Here is a 25629-nt window from a genome sequence, read left to right on the forward strand (position 1 = left end):
TTTTTTCATTCGCATAAGAAACCCTCGTCAACAAGAAAGGAAACAACCTATGGAGCCACACGTATCATTAGATGAACGTTTGAATCAGATTTTAACTGGGTTTGCAAAATGGCGCGGCGACAGCGAAGAAGCCGGTCGTTTGATGGCAGCCAATGCAGCGGTCATAGCAGCCATGCAAGCAGAAGAACAGAGCCATAGTCCACAAACCAGTGCATTGGCGCAACAAGTGATCCAAGCGTATCAAGCGTTCCTAGAGCAGGTCAAAGCCCAGCAGCAAGAGATCAAACAAGAATTGGGGCGTTTGAACCGCAAAAACAATCTTGTCAAAACGTATTTGCAGCAAGAAGACAGTGCCGCCTTCGTCGAATTTGATTTATAGTGAGGAAAAAAAGATGAATTATCAAAAAATGCAAAACAACTATCTGCAGAACCAAGTAATGAGTGCCTCCCCCAACAAACTGATTGAAATGCTGTTGCAAGCAGCCATCAAAAACATCAAATTAGCAGTGATCGCATTGGAAAAAGAAGAGTTGAGCCAAGCCCATCAGCAATTTGTCAAGGCGCAGAATATTTTATTGGAATTACGGGTCTCTTTAGACCGTGAGCAAGGCGGCGCTATTGCTGAAGATCTCGATCAGCTGTATGGCTATATGTACGATCAGCTGGTCAGTGCCAATGTCCAAAAAGAGGCAGCCCCTGCAGAAACGGTCGTCCCACTTTTAAGCGAACTACTGGAAAGCTGGCAAACGATCACCCAATAAATTTGAGAAAAAGCAAAGAAACGACCACCTAAAACCTAGAAAAGTTTAGTAATTGGTTAAATTTTTACCATGTATCCCTTTTCACTAAGCTTTCTTTTTCCCCTCCTCGTCCCTATCTGGTACTCTTTTTATGAGCGTACCGAAAAGGTGCAAGGAGGTTTTTTTTTGAAACAAAAAATAGTACAAAAGCCGCTTTTCTGGCAAGTGGTGATTCTGATTGCAATGAGTGGTGTTTTTTTATTACCGCAGATCTTAGGCCAAGGCATGATTTTGGGCTCTGATGTGGTCTTTCACTTCAATCGTTTTTATGAGACCAGCCAGCAGATCAAAGAGGGCAATTTTCAATATTTTCTTTCTATCTACGGGTTTCAGCAATCTGCTCGTATCGTCAATGCATTATACGGTCCCTTTTTTGCCTATTTCCAAGGTCTGCTGGTCTTGCTGAGTCCTTCGTGGTTTTCCTACCAACTGCTCGCCAATGGGCTGCTCTATCTGCTAGCAGGGTTTTCGATGTTTGGCTTATTAAAGAAACTACGAGTCAATGGCTGGCTGTCAGTGGGGATGAGCATCCTGTTTATGGCGACCTATTCTGTCCAGTATTGGATTGAGCGGCAGGGCTTTTCTGCTTGGGGAGCAGCCGTGTTACCGCTGTGTCTGATTCCACTGATCGCACTAGGGGAACATAAACGGTTGCGGCCTTTTGCGGTAGGGGTTTCCGTGGCGGTCTTATTTCAAATCCATGTGTTTTCAAGCATCTTGTTAGTGCTCTTATATGTGCCCTTTTTCTTACGCGCCTTTTTTGTTGGAACTTCCGGCGAAGAAAAACGACAATTGGTGCTGCGCTTAGCAGGAGCGATCGGGATTTTCTTGCTGCTGACCGCCAATATTTGGTTAGGGATGTTGGATCTCTATACGAGTAACACGTTGATCGCGCCTTTTGTGAATCGCAACATGCAGAACAATACCATTACTGGAACCAGCAGCTATTGGTGGACGACTCCGTACCTGCTGCCAATCTTATGTGCCTTGTTCTTTTGCGGTGCGATTCGTGTATGGCCTCGTCTATCCGGCGGCTTCAAATTAATGACAGCAGCTGCAGCGGTCTTTTTCGTTTTATCATCGAACGCTATTCCTTGGCAATGGCTAGGCAGTCTGGACAATGGTGTGATCAATTTACTACAATTCCCTTTTCGGTTCTTTGTTCCTGCCACGATTTTGATCTTAGTCGGTTTGTGCCTGCTGGTTCCTTATTATCGGGGCAAGCCATTGGCAAATCCGCGTTGGTTCGTCCTCGTTTTAGTTTTGAGTGTTGGTCAAATCCTGATCCAAAACACGGTCAAAATGCAGGACTGGCACTCCGATGAAGCGGCAGTTTCACTGCGAAACCACACCTATCTCTCGGCGGAATCTGAAGCGCAATTGAAGGAAGCCTATTTTAGTAAAGACAAGTCCTTAGCATTAGCGCTGTATCAACGTTCTACCCCAGATTATCTGCCCCTCTATCAAGAGACCAAGAAGAACAAGTACAATTTGTACGGGGAAGAAATCATTGAAAAAAATGATACCGTGGCAAAAACCGTAGAAAACGGGAAACTTACTTTACGTTGGCAAGGTGATCAAGAGGCGTGGAAGGCGTTACCGATCATCAATTACCGCTATACTGAATTGACCCTCAATCAGCAGCCACTAACTGAGAAAGATGTCTCTTTGAGTGCCATTGGTGCCGTTTCTGTCCAACAGCAAGCAGGGGAGAATGTCTTAGTCGTTGACTATGACGCACCTTGGTTTTTCGACGGAGCTTTATGGCTGACGATCATTTCTTGGCTCGCTTTACTCATCGGCTTTATCAGCTGGAAAACAAGACAGCTGTATCGTCGTCGTAAGGTCGTACAAGCTTTATTGAAAGAATCTGAATAAAATGAATCAGAAAAGAACTTCAGCGAGAGGGCTGAAGTTCTTTTTTTGTTGATCAGCAACAGTGTACCTATTTTTTTCCGAGAGAAACAATAATCGTTGCGTGCGCAACGATTATTCCTTATAATAGATAAGACACTTTGAAGAACCAAGAAAGGCAGGAGTGCTCATGGAAGCCATTATCCGCTCAATCAATCATATTGCCCGTCTCGCCACCCTTTATCGGGAAAAAGAACTGAAAAAATTTGGTTTAGGTGGGATGCATCATACCTATATCTTAAACATTTGCCGTCAACCGGGGATCAGTCAAGAAGCCTTAGCCAAGAAGATTTTTGTTAATAAAAGCAATGTTGCCCGTCAACTAGCGATCTTAGAAGAACGAGGATTTGTCACTAGAACCAGCAGTCCCACCGACAAACGACAATTACTGGTTTATCCAACCGAAAAAGCACTTGTTGTCCAACCAAAGATCCAACAGCTGCTTCAAAGCTGGAATGAACAAGTCGTAGCAGGTTTTTCTGCTGCCCAACAGCAGCAGTTGATCGCTGATCTGGAAATCGTCAAAGAAAATTCCCAACGGCTTTTAGCGAAAGTTGAGGCGATGGAATGAATCTTTTGACTCAATATTTAAAACCCTATATCGGCCGCATTTCCCTTGGCGTCAGCATCAAATTCTTCGGGTCATTGATGGACTTGCTATTGCCTTGGATTTTGGCGTATATCATTGATTCTGTGATTCCCACGAAGCAAGTATCAGCGATTTTTGCTTGGGGCGGGGCGATGGTGGTCTGCTCCATCATCGCAGTTGTCGCCAATATCATCGCCAATCGGATGGCCTCTAGTGTTGCTCGCGATACCACCGGTAGTATTCGCCATGATTTATTTGAAAAAGTTTCCTATCTGTCGATTCCGCAAGTCGAAGAAGTCGGGATTCCTTCCTTGGTGTCTCGCTTGACGACAGACACTTACAACATCCATCAAACGGTAGGGATGATCCAGCGGATGGGGATTCGTGCCCCGATTCTGTTATTAGGGGGAATCATGATCACTGCTACATTAGATCCCGTTTTGACACTGGTCTTAGTAGGCGTCTTGCCCTTCACTTTAGTGGCGGCAGTCACGATCTCAAAACGGGGGATCCCCTTGTTTGCCTCATTGCAAAAGCAAGTGGATGTGTTGGTGCGGACTGTCCGAGAAAATGTAACTGGGGCTCGGGTGATCAAGGCCTTGTCTAAAGCAGATTACGAGAAAAAGCGCTTTGATCACGTCAATCAAGACGTAGTAGCTGCGGAAACCACTGCTAATCGAACCATGGCTGCGACACCACCTCTGATGGACCTCTTTTTGAATATCGGGTTGACATTGGTGATCGTCGTCAGTGCCTTTCGCGTCAATCAAGGGTTGACCCAACCAGGGGTCATCATTGCCTTTTTGACCTATTTTACGATCATTTTGAATGCCATGCTCAGTATCACTCGCATCTTTGTAATCGTGTCGAAGGGGCTCGCTTCTGCCGATCGGATCCAATCCGTCTTGCGCCTCCCGCAAAATATGCAAGTCATTGAGGCACCTGTCAAAGAAGAGTCGGCGCATATCGTTTTTGAAAAAGTTTCCTTCACTTATCCTAACGGTACCCGGGTGCTGAAAGACATCGATTTCTCCTTGCAGCCGGGAGAAACCTTAGGGATCATCGGTGCGACTGGTAGCGGAAAATCAACGATCGTCAAATTACTGCTGCGGCTCTATGACCCAACGAAGGGTATGATCCGCATCGCTGGTCGCGACATTCGCTCCATCGATCCGACGGAGTTGCATCAGTTATTCGGTGTCGTCTTACAAAAAGACGTGCTTTTTGCGGAAACGATTGAAGAAAATATCGCCTTTGGCCGGCGGTTTTCCAAAGAGCAGATCGAAGAAGCGGCGGCTCGCGCCCAAGCCAAGGAGTTTATCAATCAACTACCCAAGCGCTTAGCTCATCCACTGCATGCCAAAGGCAGCAATTTAAGCGGCGGTCAAAAGCAGCGGGTCTTGTTATCGCGGGCATTGGCGGGGAATCCGGAAATTTTGATTTTGGATGACTCCGCCAGTGCGCTAGATTATCGGACCGACGCTCAGTTGCGCAAGGTCCTGAAACAGCAGTTTCAACAGACGACGACGATCTTGATCGCGCAGCGGATCAGTTCGATCCAGCATGCCGACAAAATTTTGGTACTGGAAAATGGTCAAATGAACGGTTTTGGCAGTCACCAAGAATTACTAGCAGATAATGTGATCTACCAAGCCATTTATCAAGGGCAGACAGGAGGTGCCGATGATGCCGAAGATGCCGAAGAAAAAAACGGAAAAACCAAAGGATAGCAAGAAAACACTCCGCCGTTTGTGGGGCTATCTCTACGAGTACAAAGGACTCCTGTTGGCAGCCGCTATTTTAATGATGGTCAGCAACATCTTCGCCTTGGTGGGCCCGTTGCTTTCCGGGTACGCCATTGATGCTATTCAACCGGGTCCCGGCAAGGTCATTTTTGAACGAGTCTTCTTTTATTGTGGGCTGATGCTCCTGTTTTATCTTGCTTCTTCCCTTCTTAGTTATCTGATTTCGCTCATGATGATTCGCTTGAGTCAGCGGGTGGTGGCAGCGATGCGCAAGGCGATTTTTGATAAAATCACCGAATTGCCAGTGGGGTATTTTGACCGGGTCGCCACTGGGGATATCATCAGCCGCATCAGTTATGACGTCGATACCATCAATACGTCATTGGCCAGCGATGCCATTCAAGTCCTCAGCAGTCTTGTGACGATCATTGGTTCGTTTGTGATGATGGTTTTGATTTCGCCATTGCTAGTGCTGATTTTTGTCGTAACGGTCCCTGCTTCGATCTTTTTGACCCGCTTTTTGATGAGCAAATTTCAACCATTGTTTCGCCGTCGTTCCCGCAAATTAGGTGAGCTGAACGGCTTTGTGGAAGAGATTATTTCTGGTCAGCAAACGATCAAGCTGTATAACCAAGAAGAAGCGATCATCAGCCGTTTTGACGAAAAAAACCAAGAAGCGGTGGATGCCTATTACAATGCCGAGTACTACGGTAGTATGACTGGTCCTTCCATCAACTTTATCAACAATCTGTCGTTGTCCTTGATCAGTATGTTTGGCGCCTTGCTGTTTTTGTTCGGTCATCTGACATTAGGGAATGTTTCTTCCTTTGTTCTTTACTCCAGAAAATTCTCAGGACCAATCAATGAGTTAGCCAACATCTTCAGTGATTTGCAATCGGCATTGGCGGCGGCAGAACGGATCTTCCGTTTGCTGGATGAAGAACCGGAAGTTTCTGATGTTCCTGGAGCCTACGAATACCACGAGGTGTCTGGTGAGGTCGCCTTTGACCATGTGACCTTCGGCTATCAAGCACAGCAGCCCATCATCAAAGACCTTTCGCTGCAAGTACCAGCTGGCAGCTTGGTCGCGATCGTCGGACCAACCGGAGCCGGGAAAACCACCATCGTGAACCTCTTGATGCGGTTTTATGACCCTGACCAAGGAGCGATTCGGTTAGACGGCAAAAATATCCGCCAAGCGACACGCCGCAGCTTACGGCAAAGCTATGCGATGGTGCTGCAAGACACGTGGCTGTTCACGGGAACGATTTTTGAAAATTTGGCCTACGGCAAGGCGAATGCGACGATGGCAGAAGTCCAAGCTGCTGCACAAGCCGCCCATATCCATGACTTTATTATGAGCCTGCCAAAAGGCTATGATACTTTGATTTCTGAAGACGGGACCGGTATTTCACAAGGGCAAAAACAACTATTGACGATTGCGCGAGCAATGCTGTTAGATGCCGATCTGCTGATTCTTGATGAAGCCACATCAAATGTCGACACGCAAACGGAGCTGCTGATCCAAGCAGCGATGACCAAATTGATGAAAGGCAAAACCTCCTTTGTGATCGCCCATCGCTTGTCCACGATTCGACATGCCGACACGATCCTCGTGGTGGAACAGGGCAATATCGTAGAGCAAGGGACCCACGAAGAGTTAGTAGCCAAAGAGGGGCGTTATGCCTCACTCTATCAGGCACAATTTGACGCATGATCCATAGCTAGTCCGCATCCGTACAAGGAGTAACCCACTGCTTGCACGGATGTTTTTTGCGTGCCATCGGCTTTCTTGGCACAGGTAAAAAATCTTCTTATGACAAATCAGGCAATTATCGGTATACTTAAGAAAGGGGTATCATCAAACAGAAAGAAGGGAAACAATTGGATCATAAACAACTAAAAGAATTCCCCAACGATTTCTTATGGGGTTCAGCATCAGCAGCCTATCAAGTAGAGGGCGCATGGCAAGAAGACGGCAAAGGCGCTTCAGTTTGGGACGATTTTGTCCGCATTCCAGGCAAAACCTTTAAAGCAACTAACGGAGATGTCGCGGTCGACCATTACCACCGCTTCAAAGAAGATGTTGCCTTGATGAAAGAACAAGGATTGAAAACCTATCGTTTTTCCATTGCATGGACACGGATTTTTCCAGAAGGACGAGGAGAAGTCAATCAAGCAGGGTTAGACTTTTATTTAGCATTGATCGATGAGCTGATTAAAGCAGGGATCGAACCAATGGTGACCTTGTACCATTGGGATCTGCCACGTACGTTGCAAGAAGAATATGGCGGCTGGGAATCTCGCAAAATCATTGAAGATTTCACCAACTATGCGGCCGTATTATTTGAAGCCTTTCGCGGCAAAGTTCACTATTGGGTCAGCTTGAATGAACAAAATATCTTTACTTCTTTAGGCTATCTTTTAGCTGCCCATCCACCAGGAGTGACCGATCCTAAACGGATGTATGAAGTCAATCATATCGCTAACTTGGCAAATGCGTCGGTGATCAACAAGTTTCATGAGATGAAAATCCCAGGGAAAATCGGACCAAGTTTCGCCTACTCACCAAACTACCCAATCAACAGCGACCCGAAAAATATTTTGGCAGCTGAAAATGCCGAAGACTTGATGGCGCATTATTGGTTAGACGTCTATCTATGGGGCGAATACCCGATTGCCGCAATGAATTACTTGAAAGAGCAAGGGATCGCACCAACGATTGAACCAGGAGATATGGACTTGCTGCGTTCAGCAAAACCAGATTTCTTAGGGATCAACTATTACCAAACAGCAACGAATGCCTACAATCCATTAGATGGTGTCGGTGCCGGTAAAATGAACACCACTGGGAAAAAAGGTAGCTCCGAAGAAACCGGGACACCAGGAATGTTCAAAAAAGCTGAAAATCCATTTGTGGAACGGACGAATTGGGATTGGGAGATCGATCCTCAAGGGCTGCGGATCGCTTTACGCCGAATCACTAGCCGTTATCGGGTGCCTGTGATCATTACGGAAAACGGACTTGGTGAATACGATAAACTAACAGACGATCACCAAATCCATGACCAATACCGCATCGATTATTTAGCAGGGCATGTCCATGCCATCAAAGAAGCGATCAGCGACGGCGCGGAAGTTCTTGGCTATTGCACCTGGTCCTTCACTGATTTGCTAAGCTGGTTGAACGGCTACCAAAAACGCTATGGCTTTGTCTATGTCGACCAAGATGAAACCCAAGAAGGGTCACTGGCACGCTACAAGAAAGACAGCTTCTACTGGTATCAAGAGCTGATCAAAACCAACGGGCGAGAGTGCTAGCCTCCTAAAGCCAATACCTGAATAAGCGAAACGACCCCTGCAACGGCAGTGATCGTTTCTTAGAAAAAAGTACGTTCCACCTGTAGCGACCGCCCAAAGGTAGACCAAAAGTCTCGCTTTTTGGGCCGCTTCAAAGGAGAACGTCCTTTTTTTGAGTATTATCGTTGACAAGTGTAAACGATAATTGTAAAGTAGAAGAAGATTACAACTGTAAACATAAAAGGTGAATGGGTTTGCATAGCAAGCAAGGAGGAAGGAAACAATGATCGAAAAGAATTATGGGGTAAAAGGGATGACCTGTGCGTCTTGTTCCCAGACAGTCGAAAAAACAGTCAGCAAGCTGGCGGGGGTCGACCAAGCAGCTGTCAATTTGGCTACTGAAAAATTACATATTCGTTATGATGAGCAGCAGCTCACCGAAGAAACACTCGCTGCGGCCATCAAAGCAGCGGGCTATCAACTGATCGGCTCTCAAAGACAAGAGACCTTTGCCATCTCGGGCATGACCTGTGCGTCTTGTGCCCAAACAGTAGAAAAAGCTGTCCAAAAATTAGCGGGTGTGGAGCAAGCCTCCGTCAATCTGGCGACAGAAAAACTGACGGTCAGCTATCAACAAGACCAAGTTTCCGCCGCGAAGATCGCAGCTACCGTGAAAGAGGCGGGCTATGACGCACAGCTGCCGACTGCTTCTGCCGACAAGGCGGATTCAAAACAGGCAGAGATTCGTGCTTTATGGCAACGGTTTTGGCTTTCGGCGCTCTTTACGATCCCCTTGTTCTATTTGACGATGGGGGAAATGATCGGTTTGCCGATCCCTGGTTTTTTAGATCCAATGGCCTATCCAGTCAATTTCGTTACCACTCAATTGATTTTAGTCTTACCGGTGATGGTCCTCGGTCGCGCCTTTTACATTGCTGGTTTCAAAGCGCTTTGGAAAGGCCATCCTAACATGGATTCCCTCGTCGCATTGGGAACCAGTGCTGCCTTCTTTTATAGTATTTATGGGACCGTGATGGTCTACCTGGGCACGACCCACTATGCGATGCACTTGTACTATGAAACGGCCGCCGTTATTTTGGCATTAGTTACCTTAGGAAAATACCTTGAGTCGGTCTCGAAGGGCAAAACCTCCGAAGCCATCAAGAAGTTGTTGGATCTCGCACCGAAAAAAGCCCGCGTGCTTCGCGGCAGCGGGCATCAAGCCGAAGAAGTCGAAGTGGGTATTGAAGAAGTCGCAGCCGGCGATATCTTAGTCGTACGACCTGGTGAAAAGATTCCTGTGGATGGGATCGTTACCCAAGGACGCTCTGCCATCGATGAATCAATGATCACCGGAGAAAGCTTACCTATCGAAAAACAAGTCGGTGATCGGGTGATCGGCGCTAGTATCAACAAAAATGGCTCGTTTCAATACGAAGCCACCAATGTGGGAGAAGATTCAACGTTAGCGCAAATCATTCAGTTAGTAGAAAATGCCCAAGGCTCCAAAGCGCCGATTGCCCGCATGGCAGATAAAGTTTCGGGTGTGTTTGTCCCGATTGTCATGGTCTTGGCGGTTTTTGCAGGACTTGCCTGGTTTTTCTTAGGACAAGAAACCTGGATCTTCTCATTGACCATTACGATTTCTGTATTAGTGATTGCTTGTCCGTGTGCCTTAGGATTAGCGACACCGACCGCCATCATGGTGGGTGCGGGCAAAGGGGCAGAAAATGGCGTCTTGATCAAAAGCGGCGATGCGTTAGAAACAGCTAGAAACGTGACGACGATCGTCTTTGATAAAACCGGTACGATCACAGAAGGCAAACCAGTCGTAACCGATCTCCTGCCTGCCGGCAACCACACGCCGACGGAATTGCTGCAGCTGGCGGCTTCTGTTGAAAAAGGCTCAGAACATCCATTAGGCGAAGCCATTGTGATCGAAGCCCGCACGCAAGCCCTCGCCCTGCAAGAAGTTGACGGGTTTGAAGCGATTCCGGGGCATGGGATTCAAGGCACGATTGCTGGCAGTCCAGTCCTATTAGGCAACCAGAAATGGCTGGAAAAACAAAACGTTGCCATCGATGGCCTGATCGAGCAAGCCCAACAATTGGCTCACGAAGGGAAAACACCGATGTATGTTGCCAAAGACGGCGAAGCGATCGGGATCATCGCTGTGGCAGATACTATCAAAGAAAGCAGTCGAAAAGCTATTGAACGGTTGCATCAAATGGGCTTGTACGTAGCAATGATCACGGGCGACAATGCCCGAACGGCACAAGCCATCGCCAAACAAGTCGGTATCGATGAAGTAATCAGTGACGTCTTGCCAGAAGATAAAGCCGCCAAAGTAGCCGGCCTGCAAGCCAAAGGCCAAAAGGTTGCGATGGTAGGTGACGGGATCAATGATGCGCCGGCGTTAGCCCAAGCCGATGTAGGGATCGCGATTGGCTCTGGTACCGATGTCGCCATCGAATCGGCAGACATCGTACTGATGCGCAGCGATCTGATGGACGTCCCATCAGCGATCGAGTTAAGTCGGGCAACCATCAAAAACATCAAAGAAAATCTTTTCTGGGCTTTTGCTTATAACGTCTTAGGCATTCCTGTCGCAATGGGTGTGTTGCATCTTTTCGGCGGCCCCTTGCTCAATCCAATGATCGCCGGGGCGGCCATGAGCTTCAGCTCGGTATCCGTTTTATTAAATGCCTTGCGGCTGAAACGATTCCAACCCTCAGCAAAAAAATAAACGAAGCAACGAATGCAACAACAAAAAGACCTGCCCACGGTTTCTGATGGAAGAAAACCGTGGATAGGTCTTTTTAGTGCTGGACATCTAAATAAGAGTAGGCCCGCACGTCATAACGGTTGCGACTACGGGAAAATTCGATAGGTGAGCCATTTTTCTGATAGACGATCTGTTCGATCTCTAAAACCGGATCATCGGCTTTACAGTCCAAATACCGTTGATCGTACGCGGTGCTTTTATCAGCGGCAATGGTGCGGTAAGCGCCGGCAAACTGGACCCCTAGTTCCTCTTTAACATAGCGGTAGATAGAACTTTCTAAATGGCCACGAGTTAAATTGGGCACCAAATGGACCGGCATATAGGTATATTCTAAAATAAACGGCTGGTCTTCAAGAATCCGCAAGCGGACAATACTATAGATTGGCTGTTCTTCCGTCAACATCAACTTTTCTTGGATCGTTTGGTCAGGAAATTCGACTTGAAAATCGATGACCTGACTGACTAGCTTGCGGCCAGCTTTGCCCATTTCTGTTGACAAGCCTTCATAGACCGTTAAAGCAGTGGTGTCTTTTTTTAAGAATGGATGGTTCAATATTTTTGTTCCAGCGCCCCGCTGAGAATAAACCAGTCCTTCCATGGCTAAAATACCGATGGCTTTTTTGACGGTCATCCGGCTGACTCCGAATTCTTCGACTAAATCAGTTTGATTCGGCAGTAAGCTGTCAGGCGGATACGTTTTGTTTTTGATACGTGTGCGTAAAATATTGGCAATTTCTTGGTATTTTGGCATCTGATCACCTCGCAAGAAGTATAGCTGAAAAAAGCGGTTTCGACAATCAAACCTTGGTTTTTTTATAAAAAGAACGGCTGACTGAAAAAATTCAGCCAGCCGTTGCGCTTAATCGATCGATGGTTCTGCTTGACGATCTAAAACACGTAAGAATGGATACCAGATTAAGCCGACGATCACCACGTCAATGACTTGCAGCAAACCACCTAACCAAGAGTTGGTTGCTAAGACACCACTGAAGACCACTGGAACGGTCCAAGGAACAGAAACACCAGTTGGTGCAGGAACAAGTCCAGCCGCCATCACTAAGTAGTTGAAGGTCGTTACCACAAGAGGTGCCACGACCCAAGGAATCAGGATTGTCGCATTCAAGACGATCGGCATACCGAAGATTGCTGGTTCGTTGACGTTAAAGATCCCTGGTGCTAAAGCCAAACGACCAACATCGCGGTATTGTTTTTTCTTCAATACAAAAGCCATCAAGATAACAACGGCTAACGTCATACCAGAACCGCCTAATCCAACGGTGAAGGTTTCCATAAATGGTTTTGTGACGATATGCGGCAGTGCATCCCCATTTTGATACGCTTCTAAGTTGTCTAACATTAATGTATTCCAAATCGGGTCCATCACAGAGTTGACGATGATTTGACCATGTAGACCGAAGAACCAAAGGAATTGGACAAAGAACAAAGCCAATAGAGTTGCTGGCAAGCTGCTGCCTAGTCCAGTCAATGGTTTTTGGATCAATTCATAAACCAAGTCATGCAAGTTGGCATTGAAGACACCCGTCATGATGGCATTGATCACTAAAAATACCGTTAAGGTGATAATTGCTGGAATCAAAGCGGCAAAAGATTTAGAAACTGCTGGTGGCACCCCATCAGGCATTTTGATCTGCCAGCCGCGTTTTGTGATGCGGCAATAGATTTCAGCTGCTAAAAATGCTGCGATCATCCCGATAAACATCCCTTTTGCGCCAAGACGATCAAGAGACAGCACGCCGGAGATCGTTTCGCCAGATTCAGTAGTCATAAAGAAAGGAGTTAAGATCAAAAAGCTGGCAAAAGAAACGGCGCCGCCAAAAATCCCTTCCACATCATATGATTTTGATAAATAATAGCCGATACCGAAAGTAACGAAAACAGTCATGATACTCATTGTTGCATTTTGCCCATTGCCAAACAGCGTTCCTAATGTTCCTTTAGTGGCATCACTGAAGAAGGGCAGGTTGTTTAAAACGACCACGATCGATCCAAACATAGTGATTGGGAACGAAAGCATAAATGCGTCCCGCAAGACGGTCAGATAGCGATTTTGTCCTAAGGCATTCGCCAAGGGCAAAATCTTTTCAGATAACTTGTCCATAAAACCATTCATTATTAGTTCACTCCTTAAATTTCTTTTTGCAATCGATTACATTGATAATGTATCATGTTTTATTTTAAATGTCTATACATTTATTTTAAAAAAGATTGATTTTTGTAACTGCTTCCTTTATGATTAGGGCAGCAAAGAAAAAACGAGGAGTGAATGAAGATGGATTATCAATTTCCAGCAGGCTTTTGGTGGGGGTCAGCCGCTAGTGGCCCACAAACAGAAGGTGTATTTGAAGGTGATGGCAAAGGGGCAAGCATCTGGGATTACTGGTATCAGCAAGAACCAGAGAAATTTTTCAATGGGGTAGGTCCTGAAAAAACCTCGCAAGTCTACACACGCTATCAAGAAGATATTCAACTCATGAAAGAAACCGGCCATACGACGTTTCGGACGTCGATCCAATGGAGTCGTCTTTTCCCGCAAGGCAAAGGAGAAGTCAATCAAAAAGCCGTTGATTTTTACAATGCCTACATTGATGAATTGATCGCCAACGGGATCGAACCTTTCATGAATTTATACCACTTCGATATGCCAATGGCGCTGCAAGAAAAAGGCGGCTGGTTGAACCGAGAGACCGTGGATGCCTATGTCGCGTTTGCGCAAACCTGCTTTACGTTATTTGGTGATCGTGTCAAGAAATGGTTCACTCATAATGAACCGATCGTCCCTGTTGAAGGCGGCTATCTTTACCAATTCCATTATCCGAATGAGATCAACATGAAACATGCAGTCCAAGTTGGGTTCCACGAAACGTTGGCGAGTGCTAAAGCCATCAAAGTCTACCATGAGATGAACCTTGGTGGGGAGATCGGCATTATTTTGAATTTGACGCCAAGCTATCCAAGAGATGAGAACGATCCAGAGGATGTCAAAGCAGCGCAAATCGCAGATGCCTTCTTTAATCGCTCTTTCTTAGACCCTGCGGTCAAAGGCACGTTCCCAGAAGAATTAGTGACCATCGTCAAGGAATTAGATATGGTACCAGCGATGGAAGCTGATGATTTACAAACGATTCGCGAAAATACGATCGACTTGTTGGGGATCAATTATTACCAACCTCGTCGTATCATGAAGAAAGAATCACCGATCAATCAAGCGAAAAGTCCAATGCCAGATGATTACTTTGATAACTATGATATGCCGAACAAGAAAATGAACCCGTATCGTGGATGGGAAATCTATGAAAAAGGGATCTATGATATTTTGACAAACACGCGAGAAAACTATGGCAATATCAAGTGCTACATTTCTGAAAATGGCATGGGTGTCGAAGGAGAAGAACGTTTCGTCAATGCTGATGGCGTGATCGAAGATGATTACCGCATCGAGTTTGTCTCTGACCACTTGAAGTACGTCCACCAAGCGATCCAAGAAGGAACCAATTGTGTCGGCTACCATATGTGGACCTGCATGGACAACTGGTCATGGACCAATGCTTACAAGAACCGTTACGGATTTATCTCCGTTGACTTAGCAAATGATGCTAAACGAACAGTGAAAAAATCAGGTCGTTGGTTTAAAGAAGTTTCAGATAATAACGGCTTTTAATAACAATGAAAAAAGCAATGCTGTAGGGATCAGCATTGCTTTTTTTGTGTAAAATCGCGGATTTTTCTGTCTTGTTCCGAAGGGAATTCTCTATTAAAAAACCACCTGTTTTTGCAAATGATAAGCTGGGTTAAACAAAAGCACAGTTTTGATAAAGAAAAGACTAGACATGGAAACGTTCTCGTGGTATTCTTTAGTAGAAATCGGTTTCATTATTTTGTTTAGGGTTTGAAAGGAGAAAAAACAATGGATAAATTTATTGGATTTATGGAGAAGCACTTTATTCCGATCGCTTCTAAAATAGGCTCTCAAAGACATCTAGTGGCCATTCGTGACGGATTTATCGTAACGATGCCGTTGATGATCTTAGGCTCTTTTGGGGTATTGATCAACAACTTACCAATTCCTGCCTATATTGATTTTATGAATGGCATTTTTGGTGAAGGGACATGGCAAGCCTTTGGGAACAACTTGTCAGCAGGTACTTTTTCAATACTTGGTCTGTTAATCGCTTTCACAGTAGCGTATAATTTAGCTAAAAGCTACAATCAAGACGCATTAGGTGCTGGGGCGATCTCAGTTGCAAGTTTCTTCGCATTAGGTGCAATGGCGACAGGCCCAGATGGTTTGTTAACAGCTGCCGGACTTGGTTCTCAAGGATTATTTTTAGCATTAATCGTATCGATCATTTCTACTGAGATCTTCCGTCGTCTAGCTGGCAACCCACGCTTAGTCATCAACATGCCTGATGGCGTACCACCAGCAGTATCACGTTCATTTGCTGCGTTATTCCCAGCAATGATCACCGTATCGATCTTTGCTTTGTTTACAGCAATTTTCCAAGCATTTGGTGTGACAAGTATCGTATTGTCCTTCTATGAATTGGTGCAACAACCATTCATGGGCTTGGCAAACTCTTACCCAGCTGCTTTGCTATTAGGTTTTATCTCTGCATTCTTATGGTTCTTTGGTTTGCATGGTGCCAACATCATCGACCCGTTCATGCAAACGATCAATGTGCCAGCGATCGAAGCAAACGCACGAGCATTAGAAGCAGGAACAGATTTGCCTTATATCGTCAACAAACCATTCTTTGATTCTTTCGTGAACATTGGCGGAACAGGCGCGACACTAGGTCTTCTGATTGCGATCTTTTTAGTTGCTCGTCATCATAAAGCGTATATGACTGTCGCAAAACTATCCGTTGCACCAGGTGTGTTCATGATCAATGAACCAGTGATGTTTGGGTTACCCGTTGTCTTGAACCCAATCTTGTTCATCCCATATGTGTTGACACCACTTGTTTTAGTCACGACTGCTTATTTTGCAACTGCAACTGGCTTAGTTCCTGCAAGTACCGTCATCGCACCATGGACGACGCCACCAATCATCGGCGGTATTTTGTCGACACAAAGTATTGCTGGCGGAATCTTGGCAGCTGTTAACTTGATCTTGTCGATCGTTATCTACTTGCCGTTCGTGAAAATGGCGCAAATTCAAGAAACACGCCGTTTAAAAAATGCGTAATGTCTGATCGAGTCGATTAGAAACAAGCGCCAAACGTAATAGACCTTATCCGGCCGCGATCAGAGTGCAATACCCCTTATCACACTGCTTCATTGGAAGGTGCAGTGGTGTGATGACACTCTTTTCGTTTGGCCGGTTCTTTTCTCGTTTTTCAATCAATACAACACACGTTTTGGAGGTGGCAAAATGCCCAAATATATGGAGATCGCAGATGTTCTGCGTAAAAGAATCAAGGACGGAACTTATCCGAAAGACAGTCTTTTACCTTATCAAACAGAGTTAGTGGAAGAGTTTGGCGTCAGCCGAATGACGATTAAAAATGCGGTGAATATCCTGATTATGGAAGGCTTGCTGCTGACAAAGCGCGGCTTAGGGACCAAAGTTTTGAATCATTCCTTTTGGGGCAAAGATACCTCATCGGTGACAGAATACAAAGGCCTGAGCTATCAGATGAAACAAGAAAAACGGACGTTGACTAGCCAAGTCATCACCTTTGAAGTCTGTTTTCCTACAACAAGAATTCAAGAGATGCTTCAGATCACTGCCGAACAACCAATCTACCATGTGATCCGTTTGCGGATCTTAGAAGGCAATCCATACATACTCGAGCATTCCTATATGCCGTTGGATCTGGTCAGCGGTTTGACGAAAGAGATCTTGGAAGAATCCGTCTATGACTATCTGTTGCAAGATTTAGGCTACAAATTTGCTGGTGCTTATCGGACTTTTCAGGCTGCCAAAAGTGATGAATACGATCAAACCTATTTAGCGTGCCAAGTAGATGATCCGGTATTGGAATTAGAACAGATCATCTATTTAGAATCGGGACGTCCAGTGGACTATTCCTGCAGCCGCAATCGGTATGATGTTCGTGGCTATTCCATGTTAGACATGAAGCCTGATCTGTTACAGCACCGCAAAAAGTAACGGCTTACAAAATGCTTCTTCAATGAAAAAACGCTTCATAGCTACTGTTGGCTATGAAGCGTTTTTGTTTTGATTTAAGAAGTGGGTTGATTTTGATCGCCTAGTTTGGCTAAGATAGTTTCCGCAACGGCTTTGGGAATACCAGCTTGCTGGATCTCTTCCACCGAAGCTGCTTGAATGTTCTTTAACGACTTGAAGGTTTTCATCAGCTGTTGCTTGCGTTTTGGTCCTAAGCCAGGAATTTCATCCAGCTTGGAAGAAAAGCTGTTTTTACTGCGCAGTTGGCGATGGAAGGTGATCGCAAAACGATGGACCTCATCTTGGATTCGTTGCAGCAAAAAGAATTCCACAGAATTGCGTTCCAGTTGGATCGGATCTAAAAATTCCCCGAAAATCAACTCGCTGGTTTTGTGTTTGTTGTTCTTCACTAAACCTGCAACCGGAATATCTAAACCTAGCTGGTTATGCAGCACTTCTTGGGCAGCACCGACTTGGGCTTTCCCGCCATCGATGATGATCAGATCAGGAAAAGGCAGGTTTTCTTTTAGGACACGAGAGTATCGGCGGTAGATGACTTCTTGCATAGAGCCATAATCATCGCCGCCTTGTGCGGTACGAATCTTATATTTCCGATAATCATCTTTAAACGGCTTCCCGTCGACAAAAACCACCATTGCAGAAACCGGATCGGTTCCCATGATGTGGGAGTTATCGAAGGCTTCAATCCGATAAGGTGTCGGGATCCCCATGGCATCGCCTAGACGATCCACAGCACCGATCGTCCGTTCTTCAGTACGCTCGATCAACGCAAATTTTTGGGCCAAGGCAATGCGGGCATTTTTATTGGCCAAATCGACCAATTTCTTTTTGTCGCCTCGTTGGGGCTGCAGGACTTTGGTTTCCAACAGCGCTTCTAATGGGGCAGCATCGACATTTTGCGGAACAAAGACTTCTTTGGGAATGAAGTGTTCATTCTTTTGGTAAAACTGGCCGACGAAGGTCAAGAAATCTTCATCCGCTTCATTGTAGAAAGGAAACAAAGAGACTTCTCGTTCGATCAGCTTTCCTTGACGGATAAAGAATACTTGGACACACATCCAGCCTTTGTCGACACTGTAGCCAAAGACATCACGGTCCATCAGGTCGGTCAGGGTCATTTTTTGTCGCGTCATGACGGTATCGATCGCTTGGATCTGATCCCGCAGCTCAGCCGCTCGCTCAAACTCTAATGTTTCAATGGCTTCGCCCATCTTCTCTTTCAGATCTTTCAAAATATCGACGTGACCGCCGTGGAAAAAGTGTTTGACTTGATCCACGATCTTTTGATAATCCTTGGGGTCTACATTATTGACATAAGGACAGACGCATTGACCCAAATGATAATAAAGACAAGGCCGCTTTTGAGAAGGACCGCATTTTCGTAAAGGAAAGAGGCGATCTAGCACCCGTTTGGTTTCATTGGCTGCTCGTGCATCAGGATAAGGGCCAAAATATAAAGCCCCGTCTTTTAAAACTTTACGAGTGATGATCAAACGCGGATAGCGCTCTTTGGTCACTTTAATAAAAGGATACGACTTGTCGTCCTTTAACATGATATTGTATTTTGGTTTGTTTTTTTGAATCAAATTGATTTCCAGCAATAAAGCTTCCGTATTTGATTCGGTAACGACGTACTCAAAATCATTGATTTCTTGAACGAGCCGTTCGGTTTTCGTATCGTGGCTGCCGGTAAAATACGAACGGACACGATTTTTTAAAATTTTGGCTTTCCCAACATAGATGATTTTGTTATTTTTATCTTTCATTAAATAACAACCAGGTTGATCAGGAAGCAGCGCTAATTTGTTCTTGATTTGTTCGTTCATTTCAAGATCCTTTCTTACTGGTTTGCTTCACGAACTGCATAAGTAGTCAAAGGGCGGTCTAAGTTTCCCTCAAAAAGGGGAACGTTAGAGCCCATAGCCAGTACTCCTCATTTTAGCACAAATTTCTTAAGAAACAATCAATCGGACCAGATCGGCAGTGAGGAAGCGTAATCGTAAGAAAAGGTTAAGAAATCCCACGAGGCGGTGGTTCCCCCAAAAAAATCAGTTTGTTATTATACGCTTGCCACCTGTGAGGGATCGTTTTGCGACCACTCCTGAATGAAGGTCCGCAATCCCTCGATGGCTGGTTCTGTGACTACTTTGCGCTGGATTAAGTAAAATTGGCGCTCAAAGTTTTTATCCAGCAGTTGATAGCCAATGCCGTGGGCGGCTCGCTTGGAAAGGATCGAACAGCCGAAGCCTTGTTTCAGCAAAGCGACAATCAATTCATTGCTGGCGATCTCGATGATCGGTCCTTGAATGTTCTGTTCCTCCAGATAGCGCTTAGTGTAATAGTAGACACCAGAACTCGCTTCTCGGACGAGCCAAGGACCGGTTTGGGGATCGCCAGCTAAGACGAGCTGATCTTTCAAAATCGGAAAACGCAAAATACTCGGTGCGGATAAGGGTTTTTCAATGATCCCTAAATCCAGTTGATGTTGTTCAAGCGCTGTTAAGACTTCAGCGGAGTTCATCATCGATACCCGAAAACGCACCGTGGGAAAGGCGTTGTATAAAGCAATCATCAAGTTAGGCATCAAGGCCATCGCATAGGTATGAGAGATGCCTAGGGCACAGTGGCTTTGGTGCTGCGTGTTGGTATGGATCTCGCTGGTGATCGTCGACCACTCATCCAATAAATTCAGTGCCTTTTCGTAAAGGTACTCTGCTTGGGGTGTGGCGATCACGTTTTTGCGACCATTGCGTAAAAAGAGCGGTGTATCCAGGTCTTGTTCCAACTGCTTGATTTGAGCAGAAACCGTGGGCTGCGAAATAAATAGCAATTCGGCAGCTTTCGAAAAATTTTTCGTTTCATAGACCATCTTAAAAGTCTCCAATAATTTTAACATTGCAATCCCTTCCATTAGAAAATTCAATCATAACTATTATACCAATAAATCCTACTGATCGGTCAATCTGTGTATAATGGATGTTATATGAAAGGATGAAAGCAATGAAGCAACGACAAACAGCTTTGATACTTCCCGGTTTGTTCCTGTCCTTTTCGGTAGCCGTCATCGCCCGAATCATGGCTTTGGCTGTGCCAAAATTAGGGGGAGCAACCCTTGCTATTTTATTAGGAATCATTTTAGGAAATACACTGTTCAAGCAAGAACGCTATCAAGTCGGGACGAAGGTTGCGGAAAGTCGTCTCCTAGAATATTCGGTAGTTTTGCTGGGCTTTACCGTCACTTTCCAGACTATCAGTGAAATGGGTCTTCGGGGCTTTCTCTTTATTTTGCTGATGATGAGCTTGGTCATTACCGCTGCTTATTTGATAGGGAAAAAAATGGGCTTTAATCAAAAGATGAGCCTGATGATGGCAGGCGGCAATGCTGTCTGTGGGTCCTCTGCGATTGCGGCGATCGCACCAGCCATTGATGCCGATGATGAAGAAAAAGGGCAGATCATCACCTTGGTCAATCTTTTAGGAACGGTGATGATGCTGACGCTGCCGTTTTTAGGCTTGGCCTTATACGGCGATGATCTATTGCAAAAAAGTGCCTTACTTGGCGGCACACTGCAATCCGTCGGGCAAGTCGTGGCGGGGGCTAGTTTGATTGATGCCGACACCGTCAAATACGCGATGCTCTTTAAAATCGCGCGCATCATCATGTTGGCAGTCGTCGTCATTGTTTTTGAACGAATGACGACAAAGACCCCCACCAAAACCAAAGGCAAAGGTAAGCTACGGCTGCCAATCCCTTGGTATGTGTTGGGCTTCTTGACCATCTGTATCTTGAACAGCTTCTTGCCGCTGCCTAGCTGGTTGAATGAGGGGGCTCATTTTATCAGTACGTGGTTTGAAACAACGGCGTTGGCAGCCATCGGTTTGCGCCTGGATTTCCGCAAGTTTTTAAAAGAAGGACCGCGCTTTTTATTCTATGGTCTTTCCGTTGGAGCCGTCCAAACCGTGGGTGCTGTTGCGTTGATTTGGTTGCTGCGGCTCTGATTCACACGAGGCACATCCCATAAAGCACGTTTGAAGCGTACGATTGTTTAACGAAAAAAGCCACGACGGTTGATCGAAGGGCACGCTTTGCTGTTTCTGTTGGAAGAGGCAGCAAGGCGTGGCTTTTCAGATCAACTGTCGGGCTTTTTTTAGCGACAAAGATGGTTAGACGGGGACTTGGATGACTTGAACACCTTGTTGCTCAATCAAGTCGATGACTTTGGGATCAGAATAATGGTCGGTAATCAGCAGATCGATAGCCGCAATTGCGCCAATCGTAAAATTGGATTGCTTACCGATTTTGCGATAATCCGCGATAACGATCAACTTGCCAGAATTTTCGATGATTTTCGCATTGACTTTGGCTTCGTGGATCACTGAAGTGGAAATGCCGGTCTGTAAATCTAACCCACTACAACCAATGATCGTAACATCAGAACGAACATGAGAAAACGACTCCACGGCGATATCCCCTGACAAGGCCGCTTTAGGATAGCGTATTTCGCCGCCACTTAAAACGATCGTTGATTTTGGATGGTGTTCCATTTGGATCACACTTGTATTGTTCGTCAACAAACTGATTCGTTTGTCTGTGAGATGGCGCAACGTTTGAGCGGCGCTAGTACTCGTATTGACGAAAAGGGTATCGCCATCTTTTACTTGGCGAGCCGCTTCTTTGGCCAGTCGATCTTTGATGTACTCGATCGAGTCGGTGGGATGCGCTTCATCTTCATAAGCTTCACAGTATTCGATTTTTCCGTGGGTTTGTTTGATCTGACCCATCTCACTCAGTACGGTACAGTCTCTGCGGATCGTCATCTCTGATACTCCCAACTGATGACTGAGGGTCTTCACATCAGAAAAACCAGATGTTTTTATCAGATCGATCAATTGTTTTCTCCTTTGCCTCACTTCTTCATTGGAACGTTTCACGATACTTCCTCCTTACATGCGCTTTATTCTATTCTTGTCTTTCATCGTTTATCCAGATTGCGATTGCCTTTGCATAGCAAAAACCTTCTCGCCTCCTTCTCGCAAGTTCAAGTGATGATCCCACACCACTTGTTGAGAAGCAACGATGTGTTTGTTGTTTCTTCTTTCGAACTCATTTTAACATATCCCCTATACATTACCATATATATTAAATAATCACATTTATTTATGGGTTAATTAACATATAATAAGCTAAATTAACATAAAATTAGATTGAAAGCGTTTTTCTATATGTTAGAATCAAAGTGTAAATAAGCAAGGGAGGAATAAGAATGGCACATGTAAATGATGTTTCGAAAGAGAGTTGGCTTTTAAATACGTTTCCAGAATGGGGGACCTATTTGAACGAAGAGATTGAAAATGAGCTTGTGAAAGAAGGCACAGTTTCCATGTGGTGGCTAGGCTGTACGGGTATTTGGCTGAAGAGTGCGGAAGGAACCAATATTTTATGCGACCTTTGGTGTGGCACTGGCAAGCGCAGTCATGGGAATGGGCAAATGAAAAAAGGCCATCAAATGATGCGAATGAGTGGTGTACAAGAAATGCAGCCTAACCTACGGACGCAGCCCTTTGTGATCGATCCATTTGCAATCAAAGGAGTGGATGCATTAGTGGTGACCCACATCCATTCCGATCATTTAGACATCAATACCGCAGCCGCAGTTCATCAAAATTGTCCAGAAGCAAAATTCGTCGGTCCCCATGAAGTCGTTGCAACTTGGTTGAAATGGGGAATACCAGAAGAAAAAACCATCGTGGTCAAACCGGGGGATGAAGTGACCATTGGGCAGGTGAAAATCGTCGCTTTAGAAGCATTCGATCGAACCGCTCTGATTACTTGTGAAGACCCGGATACCAGCTTGAAAGGAAAAATGCCACAGGACATGGATCGTATCGCAGTCAATTACTTGTTTGAGACTTCCGGTGGGGCGATTTATCATGCAGGAGATTCTCATTATTCGAATGTATTTGCTAAACATGGGAATCAGTACAAGATCGATGTTTGCTTAGGTGCATATGGCGAAAACCCGCGGGGCATCACCGACAAAGTTACTTCAGTCGATATGTTGCGGATGGCCGAATCCCTCAATGCCAAAGTGGTGATTCCCGTACATTATGATATCTGGTCCAATTTTATGGCTGATCCAAAAGAGATCACCGAGATTTGGAAGTTTAAAAAAGATCGTTTGAACTATGAGTTTAAACCGTATATTTGGCAAGTTGGCGGCAAATTCACCTACCCAACGAATAAAGATGATCTTGAATTTAATTTCTATCGTGGCTTCAAAGATGTGTTTTCGGTCGATAATGATACGCCATTCCCTTCTTTCTTATAAAAGAAGGGGGATGCTGCAAAAGCCAAATTTGAAAGGAGCAAAGGTAATGCTGCGTTATTTTTATGAAAATGAGTTGGTTGCAATCAACCATGAACAGCCCGAAGACTGGGAAGCTGCTATCTGGGCGAGTGGCGAAGGATTAAAGCAAAAGGCGTTGATTACGGATCAGTACATTGAAGATGTCATTCGGGATGTCCATCAATACGGTCCTTATATTGTGATCATTCCCAAAGTAGCCATGCCCCATTCTTCAGCAGAAAGCAAAGGCGTCTTAGGAACAGGGATCGGATTGACGATTTTTCCAGCCCCCGTTTCATTTCAAGATGATGACCCCGACAAAGAGGCGCAGTTGTTCTTTATGCTCGCTGCCAAAAACGCTGAAGCACATATGAACAATATCGCTGGTTTATCAGAGATGTTGATGGAAGAGGGGCTGGTAGAAGATCTATTAGGTGTAAAAACGATGGCAGATTTTGAAATGGTGATGGAGAAATATGACCAAAAAGAAAGCAGGGATTAGATGGAAGTGGTAGGAGATTTCTTATTGAGATGCTGGGATTACTTTGCTCAGAATATTTTGATGCAGCCAGCTTTTTTGATCGGTTTTATTGTACTGATCGGTTACTTACTATTGAAACGGCCGTTTGTTGAATGTGTCGCAGGTTTCTTAAAAGCCACCGTTGGTTACTTGATTTTGACGATTGGCTCTGGTGGATTGGTCAATAATTTCCGTCCGATCTTGGTGGGGCTTAAGGAGCGTTTTGAATTAGATGCGATGGTCACTGACCCGTATTTTGGTCAAAATGCGATCACCGCCGGCATTGAAGAACGATTCGGACGCACCTTTGGTGACACGATGCTCTTATTATTGATTGCCTTTGTTTTTAATATCTTACTCGTTCGCTTTAAAAAATATACGAAGCTGCGGGCCGTCTTCACTACTGGAAATGTGCAAGTACAGCAAGCCGCAACGGCCTTTTGGTTGCTGCTATTTTGTTTTCCAGACTTGGGTCGGATCGAAGTCTTACTTGTCATGGGCTTGATCTTAGGCTGCTATTGGGCGGTTGGTTCCAATTTGACCGTGGGCATCTGTCAAGATTTGACGGAAGGTGCTGGTTTTGCGATTGCCCATCAACAGATGTTTGGTGTTTATTTCTTTGCGAGACTTGCGGAACGGTTCAAAAAGAACAAATCCAACCGGAAATTAGAAGATGTCGAACTACCGGGTTTTTTATCGGTCTTCAATGAAAATATGGTATCGACTTCGATCCTGATGCTCTTTTTCTTCGGTATCATTTTAGTGACACTTGGACAAGATTATTTAATAACAGCAGGATTTATGGCAGAAGGACAAAGTTTCTTATTTTATATTTTACAAACATCACTGATGTTTGCCGTCTACTTAGCAATTCTTCAATTAGGTGTGCGCACCTTCGTTTCCGAATTGACCGAGTCATTTCAAGGAATCTCAAATACGATTTTACCAGGTGCTGTTCCGGGGATCGATATCGCCGCAACCTTTGCCTTTGGTTCACCAAATGCTGTGACGGTGGGCTTTTTATTCGGTGCATTAGGACAATTTTTAATGATTGCTTTACTGATTTTGTTCCGGTCACCAACGATCGTGATTGCCGGGTTTATCCCACTGTTCTTTGATAATGCAGCGATTGCCGTTTTTGCCAACAACCGTGGAGGTATCAAGGCGGCTTGTCTTTTCCCATTCTTATCAGGCATCATTCAGATCGGTGGTTCGGCCTTGATCGCTACTTGGGTAGGATTGTCCCAATATGGCGGCTATCTTGGTATGTTCGACTGGGCGACCGTCTGGCCATTCTTTACAGTATTGATGAAATTCTTAGGCATCATTGGTGTGGTTCTTGTGGTGGTGATCTTATTAGTGATTCCACAATTGCAGTACCGCAGAGATCCAGAAGGGTATTTCTTGATCGTAGATGATTACGATGCGTATGTAGAAAAACAAAAATAATGAATTCT

At 45.2% G+C, this 25629-nt stretch carries 20 protein-coding genes; 15 read left to right on the forward strand and 5 right to left on the reverse strand.

Features of this window, described 5'->3' with window-relative positions; genetic code table 11:
- Positions 1–49 precede the first annotated feature (49 nt).
- The 8 genes from IGJ74_RS00740 to IGJ74_RS00775 all read left to right on the forward strand — a co-directional run bounded on the left by IGJ74_RS00740 (position 50) and on the right by IGJ74_RS00775 (position 11094).
- Positions 50–379 (forward strand): hypothetical protein, encoded by a 330-nt coding sequence (locus IGJ74_RS00740; RefSeq protein WP_086316749.1) that lies wholly within the window; start codon positions 50–52, stop codon positions 377–379.
- Between the two features lie 13 nt (positions 380–392).
- On the forward strand, positions 393–761 hold the full coding sequence (gene fliS / locus IGJ74_RS00745) for a flagellar export chaperone FliS (RefSeq protein WP_008376567.1): 369 nt from the start codon (positions 393–395) through the stop codon (positions 759–761).
- A 165-nt stretch (positions 762–926) separates the two neighbouring features.
- Positions 927–2678, forward strand: a complete 1752-nt coding sequence (locus IGJ74_RS00750) for a hypothetical protein (RefSeq protein ID WP_005232737.1) — start codon at positions 927–929, stop codon at positions 2676–2678.
- A gap of 166 nt (positions 2679–2844) precedes the next feature.
- Positions 2845–3285 carry a MarR family winged helix-turn-helix transcriptional regulator gene (locus IGJ74_RS00755; protein ID WP_016611594.1) on the forward strand — a complete coding sequence of 147 codons (441 nt, stop codon included), beginning with the start codon at positions 2845–2847 and terminating at the stop codon, positions 3283–3285.
- Entirely contained in the window at positions 3282–5033 is a 1752-nt protein-coding gene (locus IGJ74_RS00760) for an ABC transporter ATP-binding protein (protein ID WP_087664766.1), read from the forward strand. Before IGJ74_RS00755 ends, IGJ74_RS00760 begins: the two co-directional genes overlap by 4 nt.
- Positions 4999–6765, forward strand: coding sequence for an ABC transporter ATP-binding protein (locus IGJ74_RS00765; RefSeq protein ID WP_016611591.1), 1767 nt, complete (start codon positions 4999–5001; stop codon positions 6763–6765). Before IGJ74_RS00760 ends, IGJ74_RS00765 begins: the two co-directional genes overlap by 35 nt.
- Before the next feature lie 167 nt (positions 6766–6932).
- Positions 6933–8369, forward strand: coding sequence for a glycoside hydrolase family 1 protein (locus IGJ74_RS00770; RefSeq protein ID WP_087664767.1), 1437 nt, complete (start codon positions 6933–6935; stop codon positions 8367–8369).
- Between the two features lie 262 nt (positions 8370–8631).
- On the forward strand, positions 8632–11094 hold the full coding sequence (locus IGJ74_RS00775; RefSeq protein WP_218192990.1) for a heavy metal translocating P-type ATPase: 2463 nt from the start codon (positions 8632–8634) through the stop codon (positions 11092–11094).
- 73 nt (positions 11095–11167) lie between these two features.
- Here the strand turns inward: IGJ74_RS00775 and IGJ74_RS00780 are convergent, their stop codons facing one another.
- Together IGJ74_RS00780 and celB are read right to left on the reverse strand one after the other, a co-directional pair.
- A complete protein-coding gene (locus tag IGJ74_RS00780) occupies positions 11168–11884 on the reverse strand; it encodes a GntR family transcriptional regulator (protein ID WP_005232731.1) in 717 nt (238 codons plus the stop codon).
- Positions 11885–11992: 108 nt separating this feature from the next.
- On the reverse strand, positions 11993–13264 hold the full coding sequence (gene celB, locus IGJ74_RS00785; protein ID WP_005226670.1) for a PTS cellobiose transporter subunit IIC: 1272 nt from the start codon (positions 13262–13264) through the stop codon (positions 11993–11995).
- A gap of 159 nt (positions 13265–13423) precedes the next feature.
- Between celB and IGJ74_RS00790 the strand changes: the two genes are divergently transcribed.
- The 3 genes from IGJ74_RS00790 (at position 13424) to IGJ74_RS00800 (ending at position 17266) form a co-directional block, all read left to right on the forward strand.
- Positions 13424–14812, forward strand: a complete 1389-nt coding sequence (locus tag IGJ74_RS00790) for a glycoside hydrolase family 1 protein (RefSeq protein ID WP_430608676.1) — start codon at positions 13424–13426, stop codon at positions 14810–14812.
- Positions 14813–15058: 246 nt separating this feature from the next.
- Positions 15059–16339: a PTS sugar transporter subunit IIC gene (locus IGJ74_RS00795; protein ID WP_005232725.1), complete on the forward strand. Its 1281-nt coding sequence runs from the start codon at positions 15059–15061 to the stop codon at positions 16337–16339.
- Positions 16340–16525: 186 nt separating this feature from the next.
- Positions 16526–17266 carry a GntR family transcriptional regulator gene (locus tag IGJ74_RS00800; RefSeq protein ID WP_005226685.1) on the forward strand — a complete coding sequence of 247 codons (741 nt, stop codon included), beginning with the start codon at positions 16526–16528 and terminating at the stop codon, positions 17264–17266.
- 74 nt (positions 17267–17340) lie between these two features.
- Here the strand turns inward: IGJ74_RS00800 and uvrC are convergent, their stop codons facing one another.
- Together uvrC and IGJ74_RS00810 are read right to left on the reverse strand one after the other, a co-directional pair.
- Positions 17341–19131 (reverse strand): excinuclease ABC subunit UvrC, encoded by a 1791-nt coding sequence (gene uvrC / locus IGJ74_RS00805; protein WP_005232721.1) that lies wholly within the window; start codon positions 19129–19131, stop codon positions 17341–17343.
- Positions 19132–19364: 233 nt separating this feature from the next.
- Positions 19365–20216: a LysR family transcriptional regulator gene (locus tag IGJ74_RS00810; protein ID WP_016619552.1), complete on the reverse strand. Its 852-nt coding sequence runs from the start codon at positions 20214–20216 to the stop codon at positions 19365–19367.
- A 65-nt stretch (positions 20217–20281) separates the two neighbouring features.
- Between IGJ74_RS00810 and IGJ74_RS00815 the strand changes: the two genes are divergently transcribed.
- Positions 20282–21304, forward strand: coding sequence for a YeiH family protein (locus tag IGJ74_RS00815; RefSeq protein ID WP_016619553.1), 1023 nt, complete (start codon positions 20282–20284; stop codon positions 21302–21304).
- A gap of 165 nt (positions 21305–21469) precedes the next feature.
- Here IGJ74_RS00815 and IGJ74_RS00820 read toward each other — a convergent pair whose 3' ends face one another.
- Complete coding sequence (locus tag IGJ74_RS00820; protein WP_005232717.1) at positions 21470–22237, reverse strand: DeoR/GlpR family DNA-binding transcription regulator; 768 nt, start codon at positions 22235–22237, stop codon at positions 21470–21472.
- A gap of 332 nt (positions 22238–22569) precedes the next feature.
- Between IGJ74_RS00820 and ulaG the strand changes: the two genes are divergently transcribed.
- The 3 genes from ulaG to IGJ74_RS00835 are packed head-to-tail and all read left to right on the forward strand — an operon-like array spanning position 22570 to position 25621.
- Complete coding sequence (ulaG, locus tag IGJ74_RS00825; protein ID WP_005232716.1) at positions 22570–23634, forward strand: L-ascorbate 6-phosphate lactonase; 1065 nt, start codon at positions 22570–22572, stop codon at positions 23632–23634.
- A gap of 46 nt (positions 23635–23680) precedes the next feature.
- The gene (locus tag IGJ74_RS00830) at positions 23681–24154 is read left to right on the forward strand and encodes a PTS sugar transporter subunit IIA (RefSeq protein ID WP_218192989.1); all 474 of its coding nucleotides are present in this window, start codon (positions 23681–23683) and stop codon (positions 24152–24154) included.
- Positions 24155–25621 (forward strand): PTS ascorbate transporter subunit IIC, encoded by a 1467-nt coding sequence (locus IGJ74_RS00835; RefSeq protein WP_016611581.1) that lies wholly within the window; start codon positions 24155–24157, stop codon positions 25619–25621. It begins immediately after the preceding gene.
- Positions 25622–25629: the final 8 nt, after the last annotated feature.

It is taken from the genome of Enterococcus sp. AZ009 (assembly GCF_050548785.1).
Lineage (GTDB): Bacteria > Bacillota > Bacilli > Lactobacillales > Enterococcaceae > Enterococcus_D > Enterococcus_D entomosocium.